The following is a 25,119-nucleotide window of genomic DNA, read 5'->3' as shown; positions in this document are numbered from 1 at the left end:
ATCTTTTCACTATGGAAACATCTGCTGTTCCATTTTTCAAGTTTTCATTGATTGAATATTCAATTAAAATTATGCTCAGGCTTACTTGGAGAGCGAAAATGCCAAAGATTGGAATGGAAGCGGAGCGGCGACGCAGCCTGATCTCGGCGACTGTTGATGCCATTCACGAGAGTGGGTACTGCGACGTGACGATCTCTAAAATCGCAAAGCGCGCGGGCGTGTCCGGCGGGTTGGCGCATCACTATTTCGGATCGAAGGATCAGCTCCTAGCTGCAACCATGCGCCACCTCTTAAAAGATCTGGGAACGGGTTTGCGCAAACGGCTTCGTGAAGCCGAAACGCCGCGCGCCCGCATTTCGGCAATCATCGATGGCAATTTTTCGCCAGAACAGTTTCGTCCGGCGACCATCGCTGCCTGGCTCGCGTTTTATGTACAAAGCCGTACAAACGACAGCAACGACCGCTTGCTCCAGATTTATGCCGCGCGCTTAGCGTCCAACCTGACCTTCAACCTGCGCCACTTTATGCCGCAAGGTGAGGCCATGCGAATTGCGGAAGGCACAGCCTCCATGATCGACGGTGTTTGGATCCGCCAGGCGCTGCGAAACAGTCCAGTCGACCGCGAGGCTGCAATCTGCTTGGTCGAAGACTACGTCGAAACGCAAATTGCCCACCACCGCAACCAACAAAAACACTAAATACACACCGCACAGCAAGGACCCCATCGACTATGTCAGACCAGTTCGATTTCATAATTGTCGGCGCCGGATCCGCTGGATGCGCGATGGCCTACCGGCTCTCGGAGGACCCAAAAAACCGGGTCCTCGTGCTTGAATTTGGCGGCACTGACGCCGGTCCTTTTATCCAGATGCCGGCCGCGTTGTCCTATCCGATGAACATGAGCCGCTATGATTGGGGTTATGAGAGCGAGCCCGAACCACATCTTGGCGGGCGGCGTCTTGCAACGCCACGCGGCAAGGTGATCGGAGGATCGTCTTCGATCAACGGCATGGTCTATGTGCGCGGCCACGCCTGCGATTTCGACACCTGGGAACAAATGGGCGCGACGGGCTGGGGGTATCGCCATGTTCTGCCTTACTATCAACGCATGGAAACCAGCCATGGCGGTGAGCCGGGCTGGCGCGGCAACAACGGCCCGCTGCATGTTACCCGCGGCACCAAATGGAACCCGCTGTTCGAAGCCTTTAAGGACGCAGGTGAGCAAGCCGGCTATGGGGTGACGCGAGACTATAACGGGCAGCGCCAGGAAGGCTTTGGAGACATGGAAATGACGGTCCACAAGGGCCGGCGCTGGTCTGCGGCAAATGCGTATCTGAAACCGGCCTTGAAGCGCGGCAACGTCACTTTGATTAAAGGTGCGCTGGTGCATCGGGTCACCTTTGACGGCCTCCGCGCGACCGGAGTTGAATATGAGGCAGGCGGCGAAACCAAGACCGCGCTTGCGGCTCGCGAGGTAGTTCTCGCTGCTTCGTCGATCAACTCTCCGAAAATTCTGATGCAATCGGGCATTGGCGGCGGCGCGCACCTAGCGGAGCACGGCATAGAGGTGGTCGCCGACCGTCCTGGTGTTGGCGCGAACCTCCAAGACCACCTGGAGTTGTATATTCAACAAGCTTGTACACAGCCGATTACGCTGTACAAGCATTGGAACCCGATATCCAAAGCCGTGATCGGCGCACAATGGCTGTTCTTCAAAACTGGCCTCGGAGCATCCAACCAATTCGAGAGCTGCGCCTTCATCCGGTCAAAGGCTGGTGTCAAATATCCGGACATCCAGTACCACTTTTTGCCATTCGCAGTCCGCTATGACGGCAAGGCCGCTGCCGAGGGCCATGGGTTCCAGGCCCATGTCGGCCCAATGCGCTCAAAATCGCGCGGCCATGTGAAGCTGACCTCTAGAGACCCTCGATCGAAACCCTCGATCCTGTTCAATTACATGTCCCATGAAGAGGATTGGGAGGATTTCCGCACATGTATTCGCCTCACCCGCGAGATCTTCGGACAAGAGGCGTTTGCGCCGTTTCGCGGCAAAGAAATTCAGCCGGGTAACCATGTCCAGAGTGACGCAGATTTGAACGATTTCATCCGCGAACACGTTGAGAGTGCTTATCACCCGAGCGGGACGTGCCGCATGGGAGCTACGGATGACCCAATGGCGGTTGTCGATTCGCAATGCCGGGTGATCGGCGTTGACGGATTGCGTGTTGCGGACAGTTCGATTTTCCCGCAAATCACCAACGGCAATCTGAACGGACCGTCAATCATGGTCGGCGAAAAGGCTTCAGACCACATTCTGGGCAAGGATGCCTTGCCTGCCTCAAACGCGGAACCCTGGCTCAACCCGCATTGGGAAACCAGCCAGCGTTAACCGCCAAGACTTTTCAAAACAGGAACGCAACATGCGCGCACAACCAACCGGCTCCCACTACATCAACGGGCGCTTCCATGACAGCCCGAACGGCGCGGAACTGGTGTCGATTTTTCCGGCAACCGGCGAAGTCATCGCGAAACTGAACGCAGCCGACGACGAGACGATCGAACTTGCCATGTCTATGGCAGAATCTGGCCAGAAAATCTGGGCGGCAACACCTCCACTCGAACGCGGACGCGTGTTGCAAAAGGCAGCCGCTATCCTACGCGAAAAGAACCGCGAGTTGTCTGTGCTGGAAACGCTCGACACCGGCAAGCCGCTGCAGGAGACGCTGGTGGCAGATGCCGCGTCCGGCGCCGATTGCCTGGAATACTTTGGCAATCTGGCAGGCTCCCTGACGGGTGAACACATCGACCTTGGCGGGTCGTTCGCCTACACAAAACGCGAGCCCCTTGGCGTGTGTGTGGGAATCGGCGCATGGAACTACCCGGTTCAGATCGCGTGCTGGAAGGCGGCCCCTGCCCTTGCCTGTGGCAATGCTATGGTTTTCAAACCGTCAGAGGTCACGCCGCTGACCGCTCTAAGGCTGGCGGAAGCTCTAACCGAGGCAGGTCTGCCTGCCGGCGTATTCAATGTTGTTCAGGGTTTCGGCGATGTTGGCGCAAAACTGATCGCGCATCCCAAGACCGCCAAGGTATCCCTGACAGGCTCGGTACCAACCGGCTCTAAAGTGGCGGCGCTTGCAGGCGAGCATCTTAAAAAAATCACCTTGGAACTGGGCGGAAAATCTCCGCTGATCGTTTTCGAAGATGCGGACATCGAAAACGCAGTGTCGGCTGCGATCAACGCGAATTTCTATTCCTCCGGTCAGATCTGCTCTAACGGCACGCGCGTCTTCGTACATTCGTCAATCAAGCAAGCCTTCCTAAAACGCCTCGTCGAGCGGACCGGCAATGCCGTCCTCGGTGACCCGCTGAACGAAGAGACCAACATCGGGCCGCTGGTTTCCAAACCGCAGCTTGAAAAGGTTCTGTCCTATATGCGGATTGGTCAGGACGAAGGTGCACGCCTGGTGTGCGGTGGTGGAGCTGCCGAGGTCGCAACGCTGCACGGAGGCTATTTCGTGCAACCGACAGTGTTCGCCGACGTGACAGACCAGATGCGCATAGCGCGAGAAGAAATCTTCGGGCCAGTCATGTCCGTGCTTGATTTTGAAACAGAAGACGAGGTTCTGGCTCGAGCCAATGCGACCGAGTTCGGCTTGGCTGCCGGAGTGTTCACCAAGGACATACAACGTGCTCACCGGGTGATCGACAGTCTTCAAGCCGGTACGTGCTGGATCAACACATACAATCTGACGCCGATCGAAATGCCGTTTGGCGGATACAAAAAATCGGGTGTTGGCCGGGAAAACGGACATGCCGCAATCGAGTATTACAGCCAGATCAAGAGCGTCTATGTTGAAATGAACGGCGTCGAGGCACCATTCTGACAGCAAAAATATCGGCTCAAGCGGAGCGCGATGTCACGGCAGGTACTGCTACCTCGTCAAGTCAGGGTAATCCCCTCAAGATAAGGATCCCACCATGACTGCCAGATTGGACATGTTTTCCGCTGCGACCGATGCTTTTAAGCCCATGCTTGCGTTCGAAGACTCTATTCGCGAAAGCGGCCTCGAACATAGCTTGATCAAACTGGTCAAAACCCGAGCGTCTCAAATCAACGGATGTGCCTACTGCCTGCACATGCACACCAAAGATGCTCGGGCTGCAGGTGAAACCGAAGAAAGGCTCTACCTCCTATCCGCGTGGCGCGAATCCTCGTTTTACACACCCCGCGAACGGGCCGCGCTTGCTTGGACGGAAACCCTTACACGCATCGAGCAAACTCAAGCATCGGACAGTGATTTTGAAGAGCTGAAGTCGCATTTTACCGAACGTGAAATGGTGGAGCTGTCGCTTGCCATCGGTGCCATTAATGTCTGGAACCGGCTGGCAGTCGGCTTTCGAAGCCAGCACCCGGCAACACGAGTGGAAAATGCCGCCTAACGCCCAGACCATGCCAGCTTCGCGAGAGCAGGCTTTCGAAGCGGAGAGAGGCCGGTTGACCGGCCTCGCATATCGTATGCTCGGGTCATTGGCAGATGCGGAAGATGCGGTGCAAGACACGTGGCTGCGGTGGCAGAATGTGGACATGGCAACCGTTGAGCGGCCAGGCAGCTTCCTGTCCTCCATCTTAACCCGGCTTTGCCTCGACCGGCTGAAGTCCGCGCGGCACCGGCGCGAGATCTATGTTGGACCGTGGCTGCCGGAACCGCTTTTGGAAGACCCAGCCCTCGCGAGTGTTGCCGAGGGCACCCTCGCCAAGGATGTCTCCTTTGCGCTGATGCTTGCGCTGGAACGCTTGTCGCCTCTGGAACGCGCTGCTTTTCTACTGCACGATGTATTTGACATGGCGTTCACTGATGTTGCGGACATCCTTGGCAGAAACGAAACAACGTGCCGGAAACTGGCCAGTCGTGCGCGCAACAACGTGCGCAGCGCCCGCCCCCGCTTCGCTGTCCCGGAGACACAAGGGGCCGAAATAGCCAGCGCTTTCTTTGCAGCCGCCCGTAGCGGCGATGTTCAGGCGCTTGGACAGCTCCTGGGCAACGACGCTACCTTGCACGGTGATGGCGGTGGCAAGAAAATTTCGGTCCTCAATGTAATCACCGGCAGTGAGAAGATTGTTCGGCTTTTCGCCGGTCTGGCCGGCAAACCGGACCATGCGCCACCGCGCTACCGGGTGCCGGTGTTATTGAACGGTATGCCCGGTGAACTCAGCATCGAGGCCGACGGAACCCGTCAGGCCTCAGCGCTTGATATCCGCGCTGGCATCGTTCAATCCATCTACATCATTCGCAACCCGTACAAGCTCGTGCTGCTTTGGGAGAAAGCTGGGCTGGACCAGATAAGCGAGGCAGTAAATTAACCTTAGGCAACGGTTCTCCGAACAGGGCGAGTTCTGTATAAGCCCGCTTATGAAATCTGTAGATGTGTTGATAGTCGGTGCGGGCGCTGCCGGCCTTATGTGTGCCATCGAAGCGGCCCGGCGTGGCCGGTCGACGCTTGTGCTCGATCATTCGAAAAAACCGGCCGAGAAAATCCGCATTTCCGGCGGCGGACGCTGCAATTTCACCAATCTGCATTGCAGTCCGGCCAATTTCCTGTCCGAAAACCCGCGCTTTTGTGTGTCCGCGCTGAAACGCTACACCCAGCAGGACTTCATTGCACTTGTCGACAAGCACCGGATTCCTTGGCATGAGAAGACTCTCGGCCAGCTGTTTTGCGATAACTCCGCGAACGACATCATCTCGATGTTGCTGAGAGAACTCGAGGCGGCGGGCTGCAAACTGGAGCTCGGGACGAAAATCGCCGGCGTCACCAAACCGGATGACAGGTTCCGGATTTCAACCGGCACCGGTGAAATCAGTGCGCAGTCGCTGGTGGTTGCTTGCGGTGGCCTATCGATTCCAAAAATCGGGGCAACCGGTTTCGGCTACGAGATCGCCAAACAGTTCGGCCTGAAGACAATTGCTCCGCGCGCAGCGCTTGTCCCGCTAACGTTTTCAGATGCCAACCGAGACCTATGCAAAAAACTGTCCGGCGTGTCGGTCGACGCACTGGTTTCTTTTGCCAAAACCTCGTTTCGCGAGGGGCTATTGTTCACCCATCGCGGATTGTCTGGCCCTTCGATCCTGCAAATTTCGTCATATTGGCAGGAAGGGAAGCCGATTGCTGTCGACCTTGCGCCCACGATAAATGTCTTTGAACATTTGAAGGCGTCCCGCCAAACATCTCCAAAGCAAGATATCCGGAACACAATTTCTGCAATGCTGCCGAACAGACTGGCAGATGAACTTGGCACAGGTCTCAAACTCGGTGGCCGCCTAGCGGATCTTTCGGACAAAGTGTTCCGAAAGACGGCAGAGGCTATCAATTCGTGGCAAATCACTCCAGTCGGGACAGAAGGCTACCGAACCGCAGAGGTAACCTTGGGGGGTGTTTCAACCAAGGAGCTCTCATCCAAAACGATGGAATCTGCCAAGGTGCCCGGCCTGTATTTCATCGGTGAAGTTGTCGATGTTACCGGCCACCTCGGCGGTTTCAATTTCCAGTGGGCCTGGTCGTCCGGCCACGCTGCCGGACAGTGCGTGTGAGCCGGCAAACAGCTCCAAATCGAAATCTCGCTTGATGACAAGCCGCGTTTCCGCACTATACTGCGTCGCAATAAGGAGAAGGCATGGGGCGCACAAAGGAAAAAAATATCGCCGATCCATCTCGGGTCGAAGTCGGTATTACCGACAGCACAGTTACCGGCCAATCGAGGATGACCTCTTCGCATGAATACCCGGAGTATGCGGCGAAACCAGACATGAAATCCCACAACTCTTCGCCAACAATCGAAAACGTCGACCGCAAGCGCCCGCTAACCTTTTTCTTCCTGCTTCCGAACGGCTCCAACGCGTTCATGGCTGATCTAACACGTGAAGCCGAGAGCTATGCACAAACCCTCGAACGAGACGGTATTTCGATTCACGTCGAGCCCATTGATGCCTACGACGGACACAGGGTTGCTGGAACGCTGGCGATTCTTGACGCAAAGAACTGCAATGGTGTTGCTGTGGTTGCCCCTTTGTTTCCGGAGGTGCGCGCGGCGATAGACCGACTTCAGGATCGTGGCGTTCATGTGGTCACGCTGGTCTCTGATCACCCCGCTTCCGCCCGCAAGCATTTCGTTGGTATCGACAACCGGGCCGCCGGCCGGACAGCAGCCCGGCTGATGGGCCAGTTCCTGAACGGGCGTTCAGGCGAGATCGCGCTGCTTGCCGGATCACTGGGCTTGCGCGACCATGCAGACAGATATGCCGGGTTTCGGGAAGTCATCACTGCAGACTATCCAAGCCTATCACTGTTAAAAGTCCGCGAAGGCAGAGACGACAACACACGCAGCCGGAATCTCACCAAAGAAATCCTTAAAGAGCACGACGGTGTCATTGGTCTTTATAATATGGGTGCGGGCAATCGTGGTGCGATCCTCGCCCTGGAAGAAGTCGAAAAGGCACATGCCGTATCGTTTATCGCACACGAATTGACCCCCTATACACGCGAAGCCATCACGTCCGGGACCATCAATGCGCTGATTTCTCAGGATCCGGGGCACGAAGTGCGCAGCGCAGTGCGCGTGTTGCAAGCCTTGTGTGAGGACCGTCCGATTGTCTCCGGGCAAGAGCGGATCGGCATCGATGTATTTTTAAAAGACAATCTGCCGCCCGAGACCTAAACCTTGCGAGCAAATGCTAAAGGCTGAGCTTTGAAGCCATTTTTGCCAAAAAGTAGGCAATCACATTCAAATATTATTATTGACCTTTCCGGCGGTCAGTCTCATATCTAAACACATGCGACTGACACAACAGACAAACTATGCGGTTCGCGCTCTCATGTATTGTGCAGTGAACCCTGACAAGCCAAGCAAAGTGGCCGATATTGCCGCAAGCTTTGACATGTCCGAGACCCACCTTTTTAAAATCATGAAGGTGCTCGTCGATGCGAACCTGATAAAAACGATCCGCGGGCGTAACGGGGGCGTGATGCTCGCGCGCCCAGCGGAGCAAATCACGGTTGGTGAAGTCGTGCGTTCAGCTGAGGAAAGTTTTCTTCTGGCCGAATGCTTCGATTCCGGCCGTAAGGATTGCCCGCTAATCATGTCCTGCGGCTTCAACGGCTTGCTGCATGAAGCCCTAGAGGCGTTCATGGAAGTTCTGGATACCAAGTCCATCGCTGATTTGTCAGAAGATCGGTACGGCATGCGAGAATTGTTGAAAATCGACACAGGGACGCAAATTGCCGCGACAGCATAGTTTCATGCTTTCAAATTTTTGAAAAAAGGCCTGCATCGTTTGCAGGCCTTTTTTGTTTCGGCAAAGGCTTGGCTGGCTCACCGCTGAGGGAGAGGAGAGGGCGGTTGGCTTGCCGAGCATTTAACGCTGCTGACAGGCAGCGTCCCGATTTCCCTTCACCAGAGGACGCGATTTCCAGTTCCAGGCAATCGGGTATTGCCTTGATACGAAAACCTGAGTATCAATGTCAAGTAATCTTGAGTAAAAAACTCAAGTTTGGAGTGTTTCCAACCTGACACAGAACCGGAGCCCAAGATGCAGACCTCAAATATCCGCCAGAACCGTCTCCGCCTCCCCGTCAATCCTGCTCTTCCGCCTCACCAGCGTTCGAATACGTCCGTGGACGATAAACACACTGCCGATCTGGACACACGAGGGCTGTTCAAAGGCCGCAGAGAGCTGAAGATCCAGCACAATGGTGATGTCTACCGTCTAACGATCACAAAACTTGGAAAGCTCATCCTGACGAAATAGCCTCAGTTTGTGCCTACTATGCGTCTTTGGAACTGAATATCGCGACCTTGTTCTCCACCCCGCGCAATTGGTGATGACCCATCAATTCAAGGGATTTCCGTTCCATCTTCGGCAGGTCTTTTGCAACCGGCTCGGTGATGAGCAGAGGCTTTGCGAGCGGTTTACAAAGCGCCTCGACCCGGGCCGCCTCATTCACGGCCCGGCCAATCACTGTGAAATCCAGCCGCTCCATTCCACCAACATTTCCAAAAAACACATCACCCTTATGAAGTCCGATACCAAGGCGTAGAGGCGACCAAAGCGACCTGTCTGGAAAAGCGTCGCCCGGATCATCGTTGAACGCTTGAATGGCCCGCAAGGCTTGCCGGGATGCCGTTAGGGCCGCTGTGCTTGCGCAGGGCATATCGCGCGGAAACACGGCTAAAATACCATCCCCGATGAATTTCAGGATTTCGCCGCCATTTTCTTCGATCGCCTCTGAGACGCGCTCAAAATAGGCGTTCAGCAGACCGGTGACATCAGGACCCTCCAGTTTGTCGGCCAGAGTTGTAAAGCCTCGAAGATCAGAAACAAATATGATCGCGTCGATCGCCTCTCCATCTCCCCGCCGGATCTCTCCTTCAAGAACGCGCCGTCCGGCCAGCGGTCCCAAGTAAGTGTCGGCGACATTTCGCGCGATCCGCTGTACGATATGCTTTTCAACATGCAGCGCGAACAACTCCACCAGATCGAGTGACTCACGCACTTTATCTTCCGGATAGCCGCCGGGATGTTTGGTCGCGAAGGTGATTCCGTTGTGCCTGTTGCCCGAGGCCGACAAAGGGAACGAGGTGTAGTCAGTGTACCCTTGGTCCGCCAATTCACGCATAAGCGGATAGGCATTTGCGTTGTCGTCCACATCCAATCTGATGCGGACCGTGTCACCTTCGACAAGCACCTTGTAAAGCGGATTTTTCGTAAAGGCATCCTGGCTCAGGGCTCCAGCAAATGCTGCGACCTCATCGCACAAGCCATCCGCGGCGTTCCAATTCCAGGCCAGACCGACCATCCGTGGATGCAGGGTGCCGACATGTAAAGTCGACCGGTCGATCGGAAGTCCGGCGGCGCGGCACCTCCAAAGGAATTCTTCAAACAGCAGCATCAAATCATCGATGCGCATAGCGTCGTGCAACAGCCAGCCCTTCACATCTTCGAAGGACTGCACGGCCGGCGCACAACTTGCCGCCCGTTCGGACCGCGCGCACAAAAGAACATTTTTCGGATAGGAACGTGGACTAGGATCAAGTGGAAGTGGCTTCATGATGCCTCAAAACAAAAATACAGCCTCCATCATAGTTCAAAGCGGAGATGTATCCCAAAAGGAAAACGGCGGCCCGCAAGCCGCCGTTTCCATTTGCGTTTGTGAAAATCCGGTCACTTCATATTGGTGACGACTTCGTAGCCTTCCGCACCAACTTCGAACAGCGCGAATGTGCCCGGTACGTCGCCGTTTACATCGAAGTTGTGATCGCCTGCCGCGCCCTTGTAATCGATGGCCTTGCCTTCATCGATCAGCTTTTTGGCTTTGGCCCATTCGCCGGGCAGGATGGCTTCCCCTTCCCCATTCGAAATCTCGCGCAGGGATTCGGCCACTTTCGCCTTGTCACCACCAGCTTTTTCGATGGCTAGAGCGAGCATGAAAGCCGCATCGTAAGAGGTCGTAACAAAGATCGCGTCCGGGTCGCCGCCAACAGCGGTAAATGCGGCATTGAAGGTATCCAGAGCGTTTGACGCTTCACCCACCGGAGAGGAGGCGAAATAATCGGCGAGGTTCTCGGTGCCAAGTTCGTTGATTACGGCATCTGACTTCATGCCGTCGCCACCGACAAACCGCTCGAAAAACCCGTTTTCAAGAGCCTGGCGAAGTATTGTCAAACCGGTGCCGTCGCCGTAGTCGAAGATAACGAGAGTGTCTGCACCGCCTGAGGACAGATCCGCCAGATTTGACCGGTAGGAGGCCTTGCCGTCTTCATGAGCAGCAAATCCGGCAATCTGACCGCCTTGGGCTTCGAACTCGCCTTTGAATGCGTTTGCCAGACCTGTACCATAGTCATTGTTGATGTAGGCGACGGCGACTTTCTCGTAGCCTTGCTCGCGCAGCGTACGGGCGAGCGCGCGGCCCTGGTAGTCGTCCGACGGTACAGTGCGGAACACCATGCCGTTGTCGTCCAGACCAGTGATTTCGGGAGATGTGCCGGACGGGGTGACCATTGTGACACCTGCCGGGACAGTGACGGAACCGGCAGCAGCCAAAACCGCGCCAGAGCAATGCGGCCCAACAATGGCTGTCACGCCTTCAATGTTTACCGCCTTGGTAGCCGCATCCGTACCGCCTTGCGGGTTGCACGCGCTGTCGCCGACGACACCCACGAGCGTTTCGCCGTCAAGAATGCCGCCCTGGTCGTTGACCTGCGATATTGCGAGCTGTGCCGCATCGATCATGGCCGGTGCCATTGCAGCAATCGGGCCGGACACGCCGCCGAGCAAGCCGATTTTCACATCGGCCTTGGCGCCGGCCGTCGACAGGGCTGTTGCAGCAAGAAGACCGCCTGCGATTGCGAGCATCTTCAATTTCATGTGTCTTACCTCCACTTATGACCGGACGGAGCCGGTCTGAAACGGCACCGTTCTAGGAACGGTTGCCCTCTTTTGTGTGACGAAGATCCCCGCGCAGGGGTTCCGGCAGAATTCCCTCGGGCCGGAACCGCAATACAAGCTGCAGCAACAGTCCAATGAGGAACAATCGGATATACTTCGCCTTAACCGCATATTCATGCGGAAGCTGATCGGTTGCAATCTCTGACACGGACCAAATGATCCAGACAACAGCCGCCCCAAGAATAGCGCCCCTATTGTTTCCGGACCCCCCGAGTATCAACATGATCCACACAAGGAACGTCGCCACCATCGGATCAATTGCCTCCGGCGTGATCGAGCGATTGAAATGTGCGAATAATGCACCGCCAAGTCCCATCAATGCCGCGCCGAAAATAAATGCTTCGAGGCGCCGATATTCTATGTTTTTTCCCATGGCCCGAGCGGCATCCTCATTGTCGCGGATCGCGCGCATCATGCGCCCCCATGGCGCATTGAACTGCCGTTCGACCAAAACGTAAGCGATCGCAAGAACCACGAGCACGATGCCGAGATAAGCTGCTTGCGATGCCATATAGTCCAGATCACCGAACGGACGCGGCAGGCCTGTAATTCCGCGGGCCGAGTTGGTCAGTTCAGCCTCGGACTTGATGACCAGCCGAATGATTTCAGCAATCCCGATCGTCGCAATCGCGAGATAGTCGGAACGGAACCTGAGACAGATTTTGCCGATCGGCCAGGCAATGAGAGCCGCTGCACCCATCGCACCAAACCAGCCTACGATAACCGGCAGTTCGAACCCGCCGATTCTTCCCTCAGCGGCTGCACTCGTGAGAATGGCGGAGGTGTAAGCACCAACAGCGAAAAATCCAGCAATGCCGGCGTTGAACAGGCCCGCAAATCCCCACTGGATGTTCAGGCCCAGCGCCAGCAGTGCGTAGATCCCGATGAATACACCCATGAAAAGCGCATAGTTGAGAAGACCGTAAAGCTCCATGTCAGTCTCCCCTTATAGAACCTTGCCGCGCAGCAGACCCGTCGGTCTGACAAGCAGCATGAACAGCAAAATGGCAAAGGCGGTTGCCGCCTTGTATTCGCTCGGCAGAACCAAGACCGACAACTCCTCGGCAACACCGACGATCAGCCCGCCCAAAACCGCCCCCTCAACCCGGCCGACACCGCCGAGGATCGCTGCAGCGAACATTGGCAACAGCATGTTCCAGCCCATCATCGACTTGAGTTCTGTGTTAATGCCCAAGAACACACCGGCTGCTGCACATAAGCCGCCGGCGATGATCCAGGTCAGCATAACGACCTTCTTGTTGTCGATGCCGGACAAGAGCGCTAGGTTCGGATTGTCGGACATGGCACGCATCGCTTTGCCCCATTTGGACTGGGTCAAGAATACTTGAAGCACGCCGACAAGCGCGATCATGGCGATCACAGTGTAGATCTCACGATCGCGAATCCTCAGTCCGAAATACACGTCTGGCCGGACGATTCCTTTGACGTAACTTTCGGAATCCACGCCCCAGATCACCTGAACCACGGCGCGGACCATCAGCGCGATACCGAGGGACGCCATCACCGTAACGATTTTTGGGCGCTCTCTAAGGTGTTCGTAAAAGACCTTGTCGATACCTACGGCAACCGCAGCGGTCCCAAGAATGGCAATAGGCAGAGCTGCCAAGGGCGAAATACCGAAACCTGTGACAACGGCCAATGCGAGAAAGGCTCCAAGGGTTGCAAGGTCGCCATGCGCCAGATGCGCGTATCTCAAGATCGCGAACACAAGCGTAATTCCGACTGCGCCAAGGGCGTAGATCGAGCCGATTACCAAGCCGGGAATGATGTAGAAGTTTACAAGCTCGAGGAAATCCATATCGCTCTCTTATCCGCCCAAGAACATTTCGGCGACTTCACGATCGGCCAGCAAATTGGCACCGGTACCTTCGTGCCGGTTTTGACCGGCGGCTAGCACATAGCCCCGGTCGGCGAACTCAAGCGCCTGCTTGGCATGCTGTTCGACCAACAGGATCGCAACACCTGTGCCGCGCACGTCCCGGCATATTTGAAAAATTTGTTCCATATATTTCGGAGACAGCCCGGCTGTCGGTTCATCCAGCAGGAGCAACTTCGGATCGAGCATCAAGGCGCGGCCCATTGCAACCATCTGACGCTGACCACCGGACAGGCTGCCCGCTGGCGTTTTCCGCCGCTCTTTGAGATCGGGAAACAGAGTGTAAACCCGATCAAACGCAGCCGATAAGTCACCCTTGCGCAGGAAAGCGCCCATTTCCAGGTTCTCGTGGATGGTCATTTCGCGGAAAATATTGTCAACCTGCGGTACATAGCAGATGCCGCGCTGCACGATCTTGTTAGGCACCCAGCCCGTGATATCGTCCCCGTCGAAACGGATCGAGCCGCCGCGGACGTTTAAAAGGCCGAATACAGCTTTCATAGCGGTTGATTTACCTGCACCGTTCGGGCCCACGATCACGACAATTTCGCGATCGGAGACGGTCATCGACACCGCGTGAAGGATGTTCGCATCACCGTACCCGCCGGTGACGGCCTGCAGGGACAGCAGTGTCGTCATCAAGCTGGCTCCACAGTTTCGCCGAGATAGGCTTCAAGTACCCGCGGATCGGACCGGACCGACTGGAAGTCGCCTTCAATCAATACTTTGCCTTCGGCCATACACACGACTGGTGTGCAAAGCTTCTCAATCATTTCCATATCGTGCTCGATCAAGATGAAGGTGTAGCCGCGCTCCTTGTTCAGAATCTTGATTTTGGCTTCAAGCTTACGAAGGAGCGTCCGATTTACCCCAGCTGCCGGCTCATCCAGCAAAACCAGTCTCGCGTCCGTCATCATGGTGCGGCCAAGCTCAAGAAGCTTCTTCTGACCGCCCGACAAATTACCAGCGCGCTCATGAGCTACATGGGTCAGATCAAGGAACTCAAGTGTTTCATAGGCCTTGCGCTCCACCCCAGCTTCCGAATTGCGCACCTTGCCCCAGGATAACCAATTGGAAAAAAGGTTCTCACCCGGCTGCTTTGGCGGCACCATCATCAGGTTTTCGAGTGCCGTCAGACGGTGAAACTCATGCGGGATCTGAAACGTCCGGACCAATCCCTTGTGAAACAGCGCATCACTGGACAGGCCGGTCACGTCCTCACCGAAAAACCGGATGTGACCGGATGTCGGTCGCAAGGCCCCCGCGATCAAATTGAACAAGGTTGTCTTGCCGGCCCCGTTAGGTCCGATAAGCCCGGTAATGCTCCCTTCTGCAACCGAGAAGCTGCAGCCATTGACCGCCCGGAACCCGCCGAAATCCCGTACGAGTTGGTCAAGCTCTAGCATTTCTGCTCCCTGCCGTATCTTACCGGCATATTATTGTTTTCAGTCTCAACCGGCGTGGTACCCGGTCAAACCTTGCGCAGAACTGCGCGCACAGGCGCTGCGTCGAGCCCTTCTAACTTCATCGGCAGAGCAATCAACTCATAATCGTCAGATTTGACCTCACTTAACGACAGATTCTCCAGAATCCGCAGATCACGCGCCCGCGCAACCATATGGCTGGGGAGATCTTTCGACGTTTCCGGGTCAACTGATGGGACATCGACCCCTAAAAGTTTCACACCGCGATCTGCAAGAAGCGTCAAAGTTTCGGGGTGCAAGGCGCGAAATCCCTCGGGCCAAACCATCGGGTCAAGACCATCCACAAGCCGCAGAAGAACCCGAGCCGGTACGTCTGTCAAAAACGTCTCTATATCGTCCGGCAGGCACAACGGTCCGGAACCCCGCGCGTCAATTACCCGGGCGGGACCGATGAAGTCCTCAAGTGGCAACTCGTCGATCGCCGCGCCAGTCTCATCGTAGTGCAGCGGGGCGTCAGCATGTGCGCCGCAGTGGCAGGACATGGAAAACTCCGCCACATTTACGGGGCACTCCGGACTGATTTTAAATGTGTTTGCAACTTTGTATTGCGCATCACCAGGGAAGACAGCCATTCCCTGACGCACCGCCGGAGTTATATCGATAATTTGCACGGATGTACCTATCTGGTAGTTTTGCAAGAATATAGTCTACTAATTTTTAACCGGATGAAATATCGCGCTTTTCTTCGGAAAAACCGCTATTTCGCCGACCACTCCAGTTCAGTTTCAATCAAGTATAGTAAGGTATTTTTAAGCCCACCACGTTACTTAAATGCAGACAAAGCTGACACAGCTTGGGAGGTATGCCGGGCACTAGAGCCGCGGCTATATCCGATGGAAATCAGCAGCGATTTCCAAGTTGTATGTGCTTTTGACATTATGCAGCCGATATCGCTTGGGATACGATCAACTTGACCTCTGCTTTACCCTCTCCCGGCGTCGCAAGTGCCGTATCCGCACCAGCTCTCCAAACGCACGACTTGGGGTCGGTGCTGGTCGATATGGCGATCCTTCAGAGCGGTCTGGACGAGGCGGAAACGGCTTTTTGGATTTATGACGTTGATCGAAAACGCCAGGTATGGGCTAACAAGAGCGCGCTCAGACTATGGGACGCAGAGACTTTGGCTGAGCTGCAACAGCGTGACTTCAGCGTAGACATGTCTAGTGCCGTCGAGCAGCGGCTCAATCAATATAAAACCGATTTCGAGCGCGGGAATACCCGTTTTTCCGAAATCTGGACCCTCTACCCAAAGGGACTGCCTCGCACGTTGCGCGTTGTTTATAGCGGCGTCCGGCTCAAGGACGGCCGAATGGCCATCCTTTGCGAAGGCGCAGTTGATCATGATATTCAACCGGAAAACCTGCGCAGCGCTGAAGCTCTCCTGCACACGCAGGTCATGATTTCGATGTTCGATCATGACGGGATACCCCTGTACCGCAATCCAGCGGCCCGTGCCGCCTGCACTGACCTGTCCACAACGCTGTTCGGTCAGTTTGAGGATCAGGAAGACGCCCGCTGCCTCTTGTCGCTGCTGAAAACAGCGCATGACGCTCGGCTTGTTGCGCGCATGGTAACCTCTTTAGGTATCCGCTGGCATGAGGTAACAGTCCGTGAATGTCTCGATGCGGCAACTGGTGTGCCCGCCTATCTTGTCAGCGAAATCGACGTTACCGAGCTACACGAGACAAAAGAGCGGGCGGAATACCTGGCGACCCACGACACCCTGACTAGTCTTCCCAACCGCGCATACTTGCACACACACCTGCCGGCCATGATCAGTGAGGCGGAGCGGCAGGGATATAAGGCACATGTGTTTCTCGTGGATCTGGACGGGTTCAAACACATCAACGACACTATGGGTCACGCGGCAGGCGACCGGCTTTTGCAGGTGGTATCCGCTCAATTCCGCGACCTCCTCAATAAGGACGACATTGTTGCACGGCTTGGCGGTGATGAGTTTCTGGTCTGCCGTCTCGATAAGGAACGGAAAGAAAATCCGGTCGATTTTGGCAAATACCTGCTGAGCAAATTCAAAAGCCCGCGGGATGTGGACGGACAGAAGCGCAAGATCAATTTCAGCATCGGCGTCGCGTCCTTTCCAGACCACGGCAAGGACATGGACACGTTGCTCCGGCACGCCGATCTTGCGCTCTATGAGGCAAAAGCGGGTGAAAAGAATATCTGTGTTCCGTTCGTCGTGCGCATGCGCCACAAGCTGGACCAGGCAAAAGCCCTGAAGTACGAGCTGGAACAGGCTTTGGAGCGCAAGGACTTCACAATCTATTTCCAGCCAAGGGTCTGTGCGCGAAGCGGTGAAGTCGTTTCGGCCGAAGCCTTGATGCGTTGGCATCACCCCGAGCGCGGTGAGATCGAGCCGAAGCATTTCATTCCGGTTGCAGAGAATTCTGGCTTGATAAACAGGCTCGGCGAATGGGTTTATCGTGAGGTGGCAAGCCACCAGATAGAGTTCGCGCAGCAAGGGCTGGATCTGTCATTGTCGATCAATGTGTCGCCTTTGCAGTTCCGCGACCCGACCATCTTGGGCAAAATCCTCGAACTGCCTGAAAAAACCGGCTGCGATCCAACGAAAATCGCGTTTGAAATCACGGAATCTGTCTTGCTCGGTGAAAAAAGCGACGTCCGCCAAGCTGTCGAGGGGCTGAAGTCCGCCGGCTACAAGATAATGGTAGACGACTTCGGTACTGGATATTCCAACCTCCAGTATCTTCAAGACTATCCAATAGACGCGATTAAGATCGATCGGAAGCTGTTGCGGAATATCGACGCTACGGGCTCGATTGTGCGGCTCATCCTGACGCTGGCTTCGGTGTTGAAAATTCGCAGCGTTGCGGAGGGTGTCGAAAAAACCGAACAGCTCGAATGGCTTTTGCAGAACAAATGCAATGAGTTTCAGGGTTTTTTGTTTTCCGAGCCGCTTCCAAAAACAAAATTTTTTGCAGCTGCTCAAGCCGGACATCAGAAACTTCTGGTTAATTTACCTCCGGAATTGCGGGCCGCAATGGGGTGAGCTTAAAGCCACGGCAGCCAGAAACGACACGCTCATTGCGCAGATACGTCTTTTTGCGGATTTTGCATCCGGAAATGGTGACGGTGGCAGCGAAACACGGCATTATCGGCAGCAAGCTAAGCACGATATTCGAACATCCGAAAAGCAGCCGGGTCACATGTTCATCAGCGTTTTCGATATCTTTAAAATTGGGATTGGCCCGTCCAGTTCACATACCATCGGCCCAATGGTCGCCGTAAACCGGTATTTCGACCGACTTCGCGGCCTGCCCGAGATTGAGCACCGCGGTTCAAAAATCACGGTCACGCTGCACGGCTCACTGGCCTTCACCGGTAAAGGCCACGCGACCGATCGCGCCGTGTGCCTTGGTATGCTCGGAGCATTGCCGCAAGACCTTGACCCGGATCGCGTCGACCCCATGCTCACCGCGCTTTCAGAGCGCAAGAAGCTTGATATCGATGGGCTGCCGAACCTGGCCTTCGATCCGGACACGGATGTCATTTTCGACTACGGCCCGCCCCTTCCCCTGCATGCCAACGGCATGACTTTTAAGGTGCTGGACGGGACCGGTCAGATGGTCGACGAATTCGTGTTCTATTCAATTGGCGGCGGGTTCGTTGTCACCGAATCCGAGTTACGCAACACCAAAAATACCCCTATCGGCGACGGCGCGCCCGAGGTCCCGTTTCCTTTCAAAAGCGCGAAAGAAATGCTCGATATGGGCCAAAAAGCGAACTGCACTATTGCCCACATGAAGATGGAAAACGAGTGCGCTGCGCAGGCAAAGGCTGAGGTTGAGAAGGGGCTCGACCTCCTGTGGTCGGCCATGGACAGCTGCATAAATCGCGGCATCAGCCAGCAAGGTATTCTGCCTGGCGGATTGAAGGTCAAACGGCGGGCGAGCGACATCTACCAAAAACTCATCCGTGAAGGGCGCACCAACCGGCCATTTGAACACACGGTCGTCGATTGGCTTGGCGTTTACGCTATGGCGGTTAACGAAGAAAACGCAGCAGGCGGTAAAGTCGTTACAGCTCCAACAAATGGGGCAGCCGGTGTTATTCCCGCAGTCATGCGCTACTATCTGGACCATTGTCCGGATGCAGATCAGGCCGGGATCCGAACCTTCTTGCTAACCGCTGCCGCGATCGGCGGTATCATCAAGACAAACGCATCGATCTCAGGCGCAGAGGTCGGATGCCAGGGCGAGGTTGGCTCGGCATCGGCAATGGCCGCTGCGGGCCTGTGCGCGGCTCTCGGCGGCACAAACGAACAGATCGAAAACGCAGCTGAAATTGCGTTGGAGCACCACCTCGGCATGACATGTGATCCCATCGCGGGACTGGTGCAAGTCCCTTGCATCGAGCGCAATGCTCTGGGTGCGGTCAAAGCCGTTACCGCAGCGTCGCTTGCTCTACGTGGCGACGGCAGCCATTTCGTTCCGCTGGACGGCTGCATTGAAACCATGCGCCAAACAGGCATGGATATGATGGAGCAATATAAGGAGACGTCACAGGGCGGCCTGGCAGTTAATATCGTTGAATGCTGACCGACCCTAAGCGGCTGTTCAGCAAAACATCAGCGCTTACAAGCGACCTTTTTGTAAGTATTCGACACATTCGTGACAAACCCGTCCGAAGCAGACTATCAATATTAATTGGTAGTTTTGCAGAGTGAGTTGGACGGCGCGATGGACATTTTCACCTGGCTGGCAGCGCAGTCTCCGCTAATCATTTTGTTTTCGACAATTGCGGTCGGCTATTTGGTAGGCAAATTTAAAGTCGGCACCTTTGTGCTTGGCGGCATTGCAGGCACCTTGCTGGTCGGTGTGGTTTTCGGGCAGTTCGGAGTCTCCATCGACAGCGGTATCAAGAGCATATTTTTTGCTCTTTTCATCTACGCGGTCGGATATCAGGGCGGGCCACAGTTTTTCCGGGCCCTTTCGCTTAAATCGCTCAACCAACTGATTTCAGCGTCGTTGATGTGCGTTGTCGGCTTGGCCACGGTGCTGGCCTTCGCCTGGCTGTTTAATCTTGATCGCGGCACGGCTGCAGGTCTTGCGGCTGGAGGTCTTACCCAGTCTGCGATTATCGGAACAGCCGGAGAAACGATCCAGAAACTCAACATCTCTTCCGATTTGAAGCAGATTATGGAGACCAATATCGCAGTCGGATATGCCGTCTGCTACATATTCGGTTCTCTTGGCCCGATCATTATGATCACATGGTTTTTTCCGACCATCATGAAGTGGGACATTCGGGCCGAAGCGCTCAAGCTTGCAGAGGAAATGTCGGGCGGCAGCGGAGCCTTGGAACCCGGGCAATTCAACGCCGCAAGCCGAATAGATACCCGTTTTTTTAAACTGCTCCCTCAAAGCCAGTGGATCGGAAAGAGCGCAAAAGCTCTCGATGATTCCTTAGATACGCTTGCCCTAGAAGCTGTCTTGCGCAATGGCAAGGAAGTTGATCATGCAGGGGCCGTTCCCTTGCAGGCGAGCGACATAGTTGCGGTCACCGGTCTTGTCAGCGCGCTCGAAACATACGAGGAGGCTCTTGGTCAGGAAACCACCCCACCGCAAAACTACCGGCTCGTACTTGAAAACCGGCACCTGGTTATTACCAGTAACCGGTTCCATGAAAGCAAACTGAGTTCGATTCATGACCATACGAACAAAAACGCGCTTAAAGATGTGTTCGTGACCGGCGTGAGGCGGATGGGGCGTAGCCTTCCGCTACTGGGCAGCCTTCAACTGCACAAGGGCGACGAGATCCAGCTGACCGGCAGCCCTGCGGATCTCAATAAGGTGCAGGGTTCAATCGGCTACCCGATTACTGCAGCTGCGGTGACGGACTTCATTTTCTTTGGACTCGGCATGACGCTTGGTCTTCTCATTGGACTGATCGAATTCAGAATCGCCGGCGTCCCGGTCACTATCGGCAGCGGAGGCGGCTGCCTCTTGTCAGGACTTCTCTTCGGGTGGCTGCGCAGCACGCATCCCCGTTACGCAGCATTGCCGACCGGTGCAACCAATTTCCTGAGAGACTTCGGACTGGCTGTGTTTGTTGGCGTTGTCGGGATCACGGCCGGCCCACAGGTCCTGACGACGTTGAAGGAACAGGGATTAAACCTTTTTCTTTTCGGTGTCGGTGTAACGCTGATCCCGCAGGTGATCGTGTTCTTCTTTTCCTACTACGTTCTGAAGATCCGAAATCCGATTGAAGCACTTGCCTGTGTAGCCGGGGGACGAAGTGCGAATCCTGGCTTTGCCGCCTTGTTGGCTAAGGCCGGAAACGCGACGCCGGTTGTAACCTTCACAGTGACCTATGCAGTGGCAAACGTGCTGTTGACCCTTTGGGGCCCACTGATCGTTGGCCTGGTGACCACAAATCCACTCCCCCTGAACCCGTGAGCCGAGGACTTGCCATGCCGGAACAGGACTATTCAAAATTTGCCGAACTCAGCCCTTTTGAACTGAAAGACAAGCTGATCGAAATTGCCAGCACTGATGCAGCGCGGATGATGCTGAATGCCGGAAGGGGCAACCCGAATTTTCTGGCCAGTCAGCCAAGACACGCCTTCTTCCGCCTGGGTGAGTTTTCACTGGAAGAAACCGAACGCTCCTATTCCTACCTCGATAGTGGTTTCGGCGGACTACCGGATCGGAATGGTATTTTGCAGCGCTTTGAAGACTACGTGCACCGGAATTCCGCAAGTGAGGGCATTCGGTTTCTGAACGCAGCCATTTCCTACGCCAACGATCAACTTGGCATTGACCGCACTGAGCTGGTCTTTGAGCTGTTTCAAGGAATCTTGGGCTGCAACTACCCGTTTCCACCGCGAATGCTCCCCCAAGCGGAAAGAGTGGTGAGCGCTTACTTGAGCGAAGAAATGTTCGGCGACCGGCCCCGGTCCGGTCCTTTTTCGGTGTTCGCAACTGAAGGCGGTACAGCCGCCATGACCTATATCTTCCAGACAATGAAGGCGAATGGGCTGATCAAGGAAGGCGACAAGGTTGCGCTTGGAACACCGATTTTCTCACCCTACCTCGAGATTCCACCACTGCCCGAATATGACCTCGGCATCGTCGACATCCGAATGGCGGAAGGCGACGACTGGCAGTTCAGCGATGCGGAACTGGCCAAGCTCGAAGATCCGGCGATCAAGCTGTTCTGTCTTGTGAACCCCAGCAATCCACCATCGGTCAAACTCGCACCCAACGACCTCGACCGCATCGCAGCCCTCGTTGAACACAAAAGACCTGACCTCTACATCGTAACCGATGATGTGTACGGCACATTCGCCGACGATTTCGAGTCCCTGTTTGCCGTATGCCCGCGCAATACGCTGTGCGTCTATTCGTTTTCGAAATATTTCGGAGCGACCGGCTGGCGGCTCGGCACCATCGCGCTCCATGAGGAAAGTGTATTCGATGACGCGCTGGACAGTCTTTCGGAAGACACCAAACAAATCCTCGACAAGCGCTACAGCTCCTTGACCACAAATCCGCGTGGTATCCGCTTCATTGACCGTCTGGTAGCCGACAGCCGAGCCGTCGCCCTTAACCATACAGCGGGACTCTCAACGCCCCAGCAAGTGCAGATGACGCTGTTTGCCTTCGCTGGCCTGCTTGACCGTCGTGACGCCTACAAGGATGCCGCCAAGACGCTTATCCGCAAGCGTTTCAAAACTCTTTACATGAATATGGGCATTGTTCCGCATCGGGAGCTGAATGATGTTAATTACTATACACTTATCAATCTGCAGCACCTCAGTGGGCAGCTTTATGGCGATGCGTTTTCCGAATGGTTTGTCGCGCAAAAAAAGGGCTATGACTTCTTGTTCAGGTTGGCCAAGGAAACCGGAACGGTACTGCTCCCGGGCAAAGGATTCGAAGTTGTCGATGCGTCCGCTCGTGTCTCGCTCGCCAATCTGACAGAAGCCGAATATGCCGAAATCGGCAGTTTCACCCGTCAGGTGCTGTCTGAGTATTTTTCCGAATTCCAGGGCATCCGCTGAACTCGAAGGTCCGATCAGATTTGCCTAAGACGCGTCTTGTGCGCATGCGATATGTGTAGGCGAGCAGCCTTGTCCGCTGCCTCGCCATCGCCCGCTGCGATGGCCGAGACGATCGCGGCATGTTCTTCGACCGCGGTTTCCCTGCGCTCCGGCGTATCAAGCGTCGTCCCAGCCATCAGAATGAGCGACAGCCGCAAATGATCGATCTGGTCGACAAGATACCGGTTATGCGCCGCAAGGCAGAGGCGCCGGTGAAACTCACGGTTCGACCGCACGAGACTGTCCTTGTCAGCGATCCGTTTCCGGTCAGCATCGACAAGGTCCTGCAAGATTTCGATTTCAGGTTTTGAAGCATGCTTGGCAGCAAGGCCGGCCGCGGTACCTTCGAGGACCTCACGCATGAAATAGACCTCATTGATTTGGCTGTGGTCCAGCGTGGGGATTACCATTCCGCGGTTCGGCTCATGCACCGCGAGGCCCTGTGCCTCAAGACGCTTCAGGCCCTCACGGATTGGCGTGCGGCTGACACCAAAGCGTTCGGCAAGATCGGCCTCGCGCAACCGGTCACCAGGTTTGAGTACCCGCTCTTCTATTAGGCTGATCAGACGGTGGTAGATTTCAGATCCGTTCATGACAAAGCTGATAGCCGGTACGCGCCTTCATGCCAAGAAAGTTTCTCCAGTCAAAGCCGTCGCCTATGGGCGAACCGCCACTGGTGCGTCCGGCCCAGAACGAAGGGCTTGAAGCAGCAATCCCGGCTCAAAGGCCGGGACTGCGCGTTCCTTTCCGCCAACTGGCCAGTCTTAGTGAAGCCGAACGCCTTGCCGCTTGAGTTCAGCCTGCAGCATCGGAATGTCCATCGCCTCAAGGTCGATGCCGTGCTTGACTGAAATCGCGGCGGCTACACCGGCGCCCTGCCCGGTTACGGTGCAACACATCATGTTGCGGGTCGCTGCGTGACTGACCTTGTCGCCGCCCGTCGCCCGGCCCGCCACAAGAAGGTTTTTCACGCCTTTGGGCAGCATCGTCCGGTAGGGAAGCTGGAAGTAGCGGCCCGTCGTCGGCAGGATCAGGATTCCGTAGCCGTCGATAAACTCCGGAAAGATCCCGACACTGTCGTCGAACCTGCCCTGCTCGCGCACATCATGTCCTGTCATGTCATAGGCGGCAAAAATCTTGCGCGTGTCGCGGATACCAATTGTCATGCCGAAATTCCGCAGTTTTGCCGTATCGCAGCCCGGCTGATACCGCTTCAGCGCCTCGACAGCCATCATCGCCTGTCGGCGCCCCTCAATCTCGTTCCTTGTCATGGAATCGGGGTCTGTTCCATCACATTCTGGGAGATGCACGAGATTCAGATAGGTGAGGTCACCGCTATCGTAGACCGCACCCCAGGTTCCGGAAATGGTCTGCAAATGCGCTGGAATGATCCCCGCCTGAAGCGCCTGTTTGAAAGGCTTTTTCAGGAAGGGAGAAAACATCTTGTCCTCTTTGCCCGTGGTCTCGACTGTCCACTCTCCGCTTTCCCAATCCTTGTAGGTGTGCGGGTCTGCTTTGACCGCCTCCATGAACTTTTTCTTGTCGACACCATTCATTGAAAACATGACCGATGCAGCCTGCATTTCTTCAACGGGTGTCTTGTGGGTCTCCGCACCTGCGCGGTAGGCGATGTCCGCATCCCCCGTTGCATCTATCACACGTTTGGCCAGAATTGCCTCGCGCCCTGCCTTGCTCTCAGTGATGATGCCGACAATTTGGTTGTCCTCCATGATCGGAGCAGCAAACGCCCGATGCATCATCGGACGAATACCGGCTTCTTCGACCATATTGTCGGCGACCAGTTTGAAGCCTTCCGCGTCGATCGCATAACTGTCGGATTGCGGCTCAGGAGTTGCTGCCCCGGCTTCATAGGCACGGTCCTCGAACTCGCGGCCGACACCTTCAGTATCGACAGTCTTCTCATGCCGGTACCAAGCAAATCCCTCAACACCGACAGCCGTCAGGTTGCCCCCCAGGCAACCGAACCGTTCCACAAGTGTGACATCAACGCCTGCACGCGCTGCACCGAGCGCTGCCGACAATCCACCGGGGCCCGAACCGACAACAAGAACGTCGGTCTCGTGGATAACGTCGATCTGACGTGCGGGTTCTTTTATCTGCTTCATGGGTATCGCCATTTATAGGATGTGTTTT

General features: G+C 55.5%; 22 protein-coding genes. 13 read left to right on the top strand and 9 right to left on the bottom strand.

Going from position 1 to position 25,119, the window contains the following annotated elements; all coding sequences use genetic code 11:
- Positions 1-98 precede the first annotated feature (98 nt).
- From betI to hemP, 9 genes are all read left to right on the top strand, one after another.
- On the top strand, positions 99-698 hold the full coding sequence (gene betI, locus JM93_RS09910) for a transcriptional regulator BetI (protein WP_145342850.1): 600 nt from the start codon (positions 99-101) through the stop codon (positions 696-698).
- 32 nt (positions 699-730) lie between these two features.
- Positions 731-2,389, top strand: coding sequence for a choline dehydrogenase (gene betA, locus JM93_RS09905; protein ID WP_145342848.1), 1,659 nt, complete (start codon positions 731-733; stop codon positions 2,387-2,389).
- A gap of 31 nt (positions 2,390-2,420) precedes the next feature.
- Positions 2,421-3,884 (top strand): betaine-aldehyde dehydrogenase, encoded by a 1,464-nt coding sequence (gene betB, locus JM93_RS09900; RefSeq protein ID WP_145342846.1) that lies wholly within the window; start codon positions 2,421-2,423, stop codon positions 3,882-3,884.
- A 94-nt stretch (positions 3,885-3,978) separates the two neighbouring features.
- Positions 3,979-4,440, top strand: coding sequence for a carboxymuconolactone decarboxylase family protein (locus JM93_RS09895; protein WP_145342844.1), 462 nt, complete (start codon positions 3,979-3,981; stop codon positions 4,438-4,440).
- Entirely contained in the window at positions 4,430-5,362 is a 933-nt protein-coding gene (locus JM93_RS09890) for a sigma-70 family RNA polymerase sigma factor (RefSeq protein WP_244300800.1), read from the top strand. Before JM93_RS09895 ends, JM93_RS09890 begins: the two co-directional genes overlap by 11 nt.
- A 49-nt stretch (positions 5,363-5,411) precedes the next feature.
- A complete protein-coding gene (locus JM93_RS09885) occupies positions 5,412-6,590 on the top strand; it encodes a BaiN/RdsA family NAD(P)/FAD-dependent oxidoreductase (RefSeq protein WP_145342842.1) in 1,179 nt (392 codons plus the stop codon).
- A gap of 83 nt (positions 6,591-6,673) precedes the next feature.
- Positions 6,674-7,714 (top strand): substrate-binding domain-containing protein, encoded by a 1,041-nt coding sequence (locus JM93_RS09880; protein ID WP_208995076.1) that lies wholly within the window; start codon positions 6,674-6,676, stop codon positions 7,712-7,714.
- A gap of 115 nt (positions 7,715-7,829) precedes the next feature.
- Entirely contained in the window at positions 7,830-8,291 is a 462-nt protein-coding gene (locus tag JM93_RS09875) for an Rrf2 family transcriptional regulator (protein ID WP_145342840.1), read from the top strand.
- A gap of 294 nt (positions 8,292-8,585) precedes the next feature.
- On the top strand, positions 8,586-8,804 hold the full coding sequence (gene hemP / locus JM93_RS09870) for a hemin uptake protein HemP (RefSeq protein ID WP_145342838.1): 219 nt from the start codon (positions 8,586-8,588) through the stop codon (positions 8,802-8,804).
- A 16-nt stretch (positions 8,805-8,820) separates the two neighbouring features.
- Here the strand turns inward: hemP and JM93_RS09865 are convergent, their stop codons facing one another.
- The 7 genes from JM93_RS09865 to kynB all read right to left on the bottom strand — a co-directional run bounded on the left by JM93_RS09865 (position 8,821) and on the right by kynB (position 15,493).
- Positions 8,821-10,104 (bottom strand): adenylate/guanylate cyclase domain-containing protein, encoded by a 1,284-nt coding sequence (locus tag JM93_RS09865; protein ID WP_145342836.1) that lies wholly within the window; start codon positions 10,102-10,104, stop codon positions 8,821-8,823.
- Between the two features lie 113 nt (positions 10,105-10,217).
- On the bottom strand, positions 10,218-11,420 hold the full coding sequence (locus JM93_RS09860) for an ABC transporter substrate-binding protein (protein ID WP_145342835.1): 1,203 nt from the start codon (positions 11,418-11,420) through the stop codon (positions 10,218-10,220).
- 52 nt (positions 11,421-11,472) lie between these two features.
- Entirely contained in the window at positions 11,473-12,435 is a 963-nt protein-coding gene (locus tag JM93_RS09855) for a branched-chain amino acid ABC transporter permease (RefSeq protein ID WP_145342833.1), read from the bottom strand.
- Between the two features lie 12 nt (positions 12,436-12,447).
- The gene (locus JM93_RS09850; RefSeq protein WP_145342831.1) at positions 12,448-13,320 is read right to left on the bottom strand and encodes a branched-chain amino acid ABC transporter permease; all 873 of its coding nucleotides are present in this window, start codon (positions 13,318-13,320) and stop codon (positions 12,448-12,450) included.
- Positions 13,321-13,329: 9 nt separating this feature from the next.
- Positions 13,330-14,037, bottom strand: a complete 708-nt coding sequence (locus JM93_RS09845) for an ABC transporter ATP-binding protein (protein WP_145342829.1) — start codon at positions 14,035-14,037, stop codon at positions 13,330-13,332.
- The gene (locus JM93_RS09840) at positions 14,037-14,804 is read right to left on the bottom strand and encodes an ABC transporter ATP-binding protein (protein WP_145342827.1); all 768 of its coding nucleotides are present in this window, start codon (positions 14,802-14,804) and stop codon (positions 14,037-14,039) included. Before JM93_RS09840 ends, JM93_RS09845 begins: the two co-directional genes overlap by 1 nt.
- A 65-nt stretch (positions 14,805-14,869) precedes the next feature.
- Complete coding sequence (gene kynB, locus JM93_RS09835; protein ID WP_280114417.1) at positions 14,870-15,493, bottom strand: arylformamidase; 624 nt, start codon at positions 15,491-15,493, stop codon at positions 14,870-14,872.
- A 299-nt stretch (positions 15,494-15,792) separates the two neighbouring features.
- On the opposite strand from kynB, the gene JM93_RS09830 reads away from it, so the two are divergent.
- The 4 genes from JM93_RS09830 (at position 15,793) to JM93_RS09815 (ending at position 22,926) form a co-directional block, all read left to right on the top strand.
- Positions 15,793-17,910, top strand: a complete 2,118-nt coding sequence (locus tag JM93_RS09830; RefSeq protein WP_145342823.1) for a putative bifunctional diguanylate cyclase/phosphodiesterase — start codon at positions 15,793-15,795, stop codon at positions 17,908-17,910.
- A 157-nt stretch (positions 17,911-18,067) separates the two neighbouring features.
- On the top strand, positions 18,068-19,459 hold the full coding sequence (locus JM93_RS09825; RefSeq protein ID WP_145342821.1) for an L-serine ammonia-lyase: 1,392 nt from the start codon (positions 18,068-18,070) through the stop codon (positions 19,457-19,459).
- Between the two features lie 141 nt (positions 19,460-19,600).
- A complete protein-coding gene (gene aspT, locus JM93_RS09820; protein ID WP_145342819.1) occupies positions 19,601-21,319 on the top strand; it encodes an aspartate-alanine antiporter in 1,719 nt (572 codons plus the stop codon).
- Between the two features lie 14 nt (positions 21,320-21,333).
- The gene (locus tag JM93_RS09815; RefSeq protein ID WP_145342817.1) at positions 21,334-22,926 is read left to right on the top strand and encodes a bifunctional aspartate transaminase/aspartate 4-decarboxylase; all 1,593 of its coding nucleotides are present in this window, start codon (positions 21,334-21,336) and stop codon (positions 22,924-22,926) included.
- A 14-nt stretch (positions 22,927-22,940) separates the two neighbouring features.
- Here JM93_RS09815 and JM93_RS09810 read toward each other — a convergent pair whose 3' ends face one another.
- Together JM93_RS09810 and JM93_RS09805 are read right to left on the bottom strand one after the other, a co-directional pair.
- Entirely contained in the window at positions 22,941-23,558 is a 618-nt protein-coding gene (locus JM93_RS09810) for a GntR family transcriptional regulator (RefSeq protein ID WP_145342815.1), read from the bottom strand.
- 171 nt (positions 23,559-23,729) lie between these two features.
- The gene (locus tag JM93_RS09805) at positions 23,730-25,091 is read right to left on the bottom strand and encodes an FAD-dependent oxidoreductase (RefSeq protein WP_145342813.1); all 1,362 of its coding nucleotides are present in this window, start codon (positions 25,089-25,091) and stop codon (positions 23,730-23,732) included.
- Between the last annotated feature and the right edge of the window lie 28 nt (positions 25,092-25,119).

This window comes from Roseibium hamelinense (assembly GCF_007830545.1).
Classification (GTDB): domain Bacteria; phylum Pseudomonadota; class Alphaproteobacteria; order Rhizobiales; family Stappiaceae; genus Roseibium; species Roseibium hamelinense.
The sequence above is the reverse complement of the archived record's forward strand: the minus strand, read 5'-3'. Positions and strand labels throughout refer to the sequence as shown.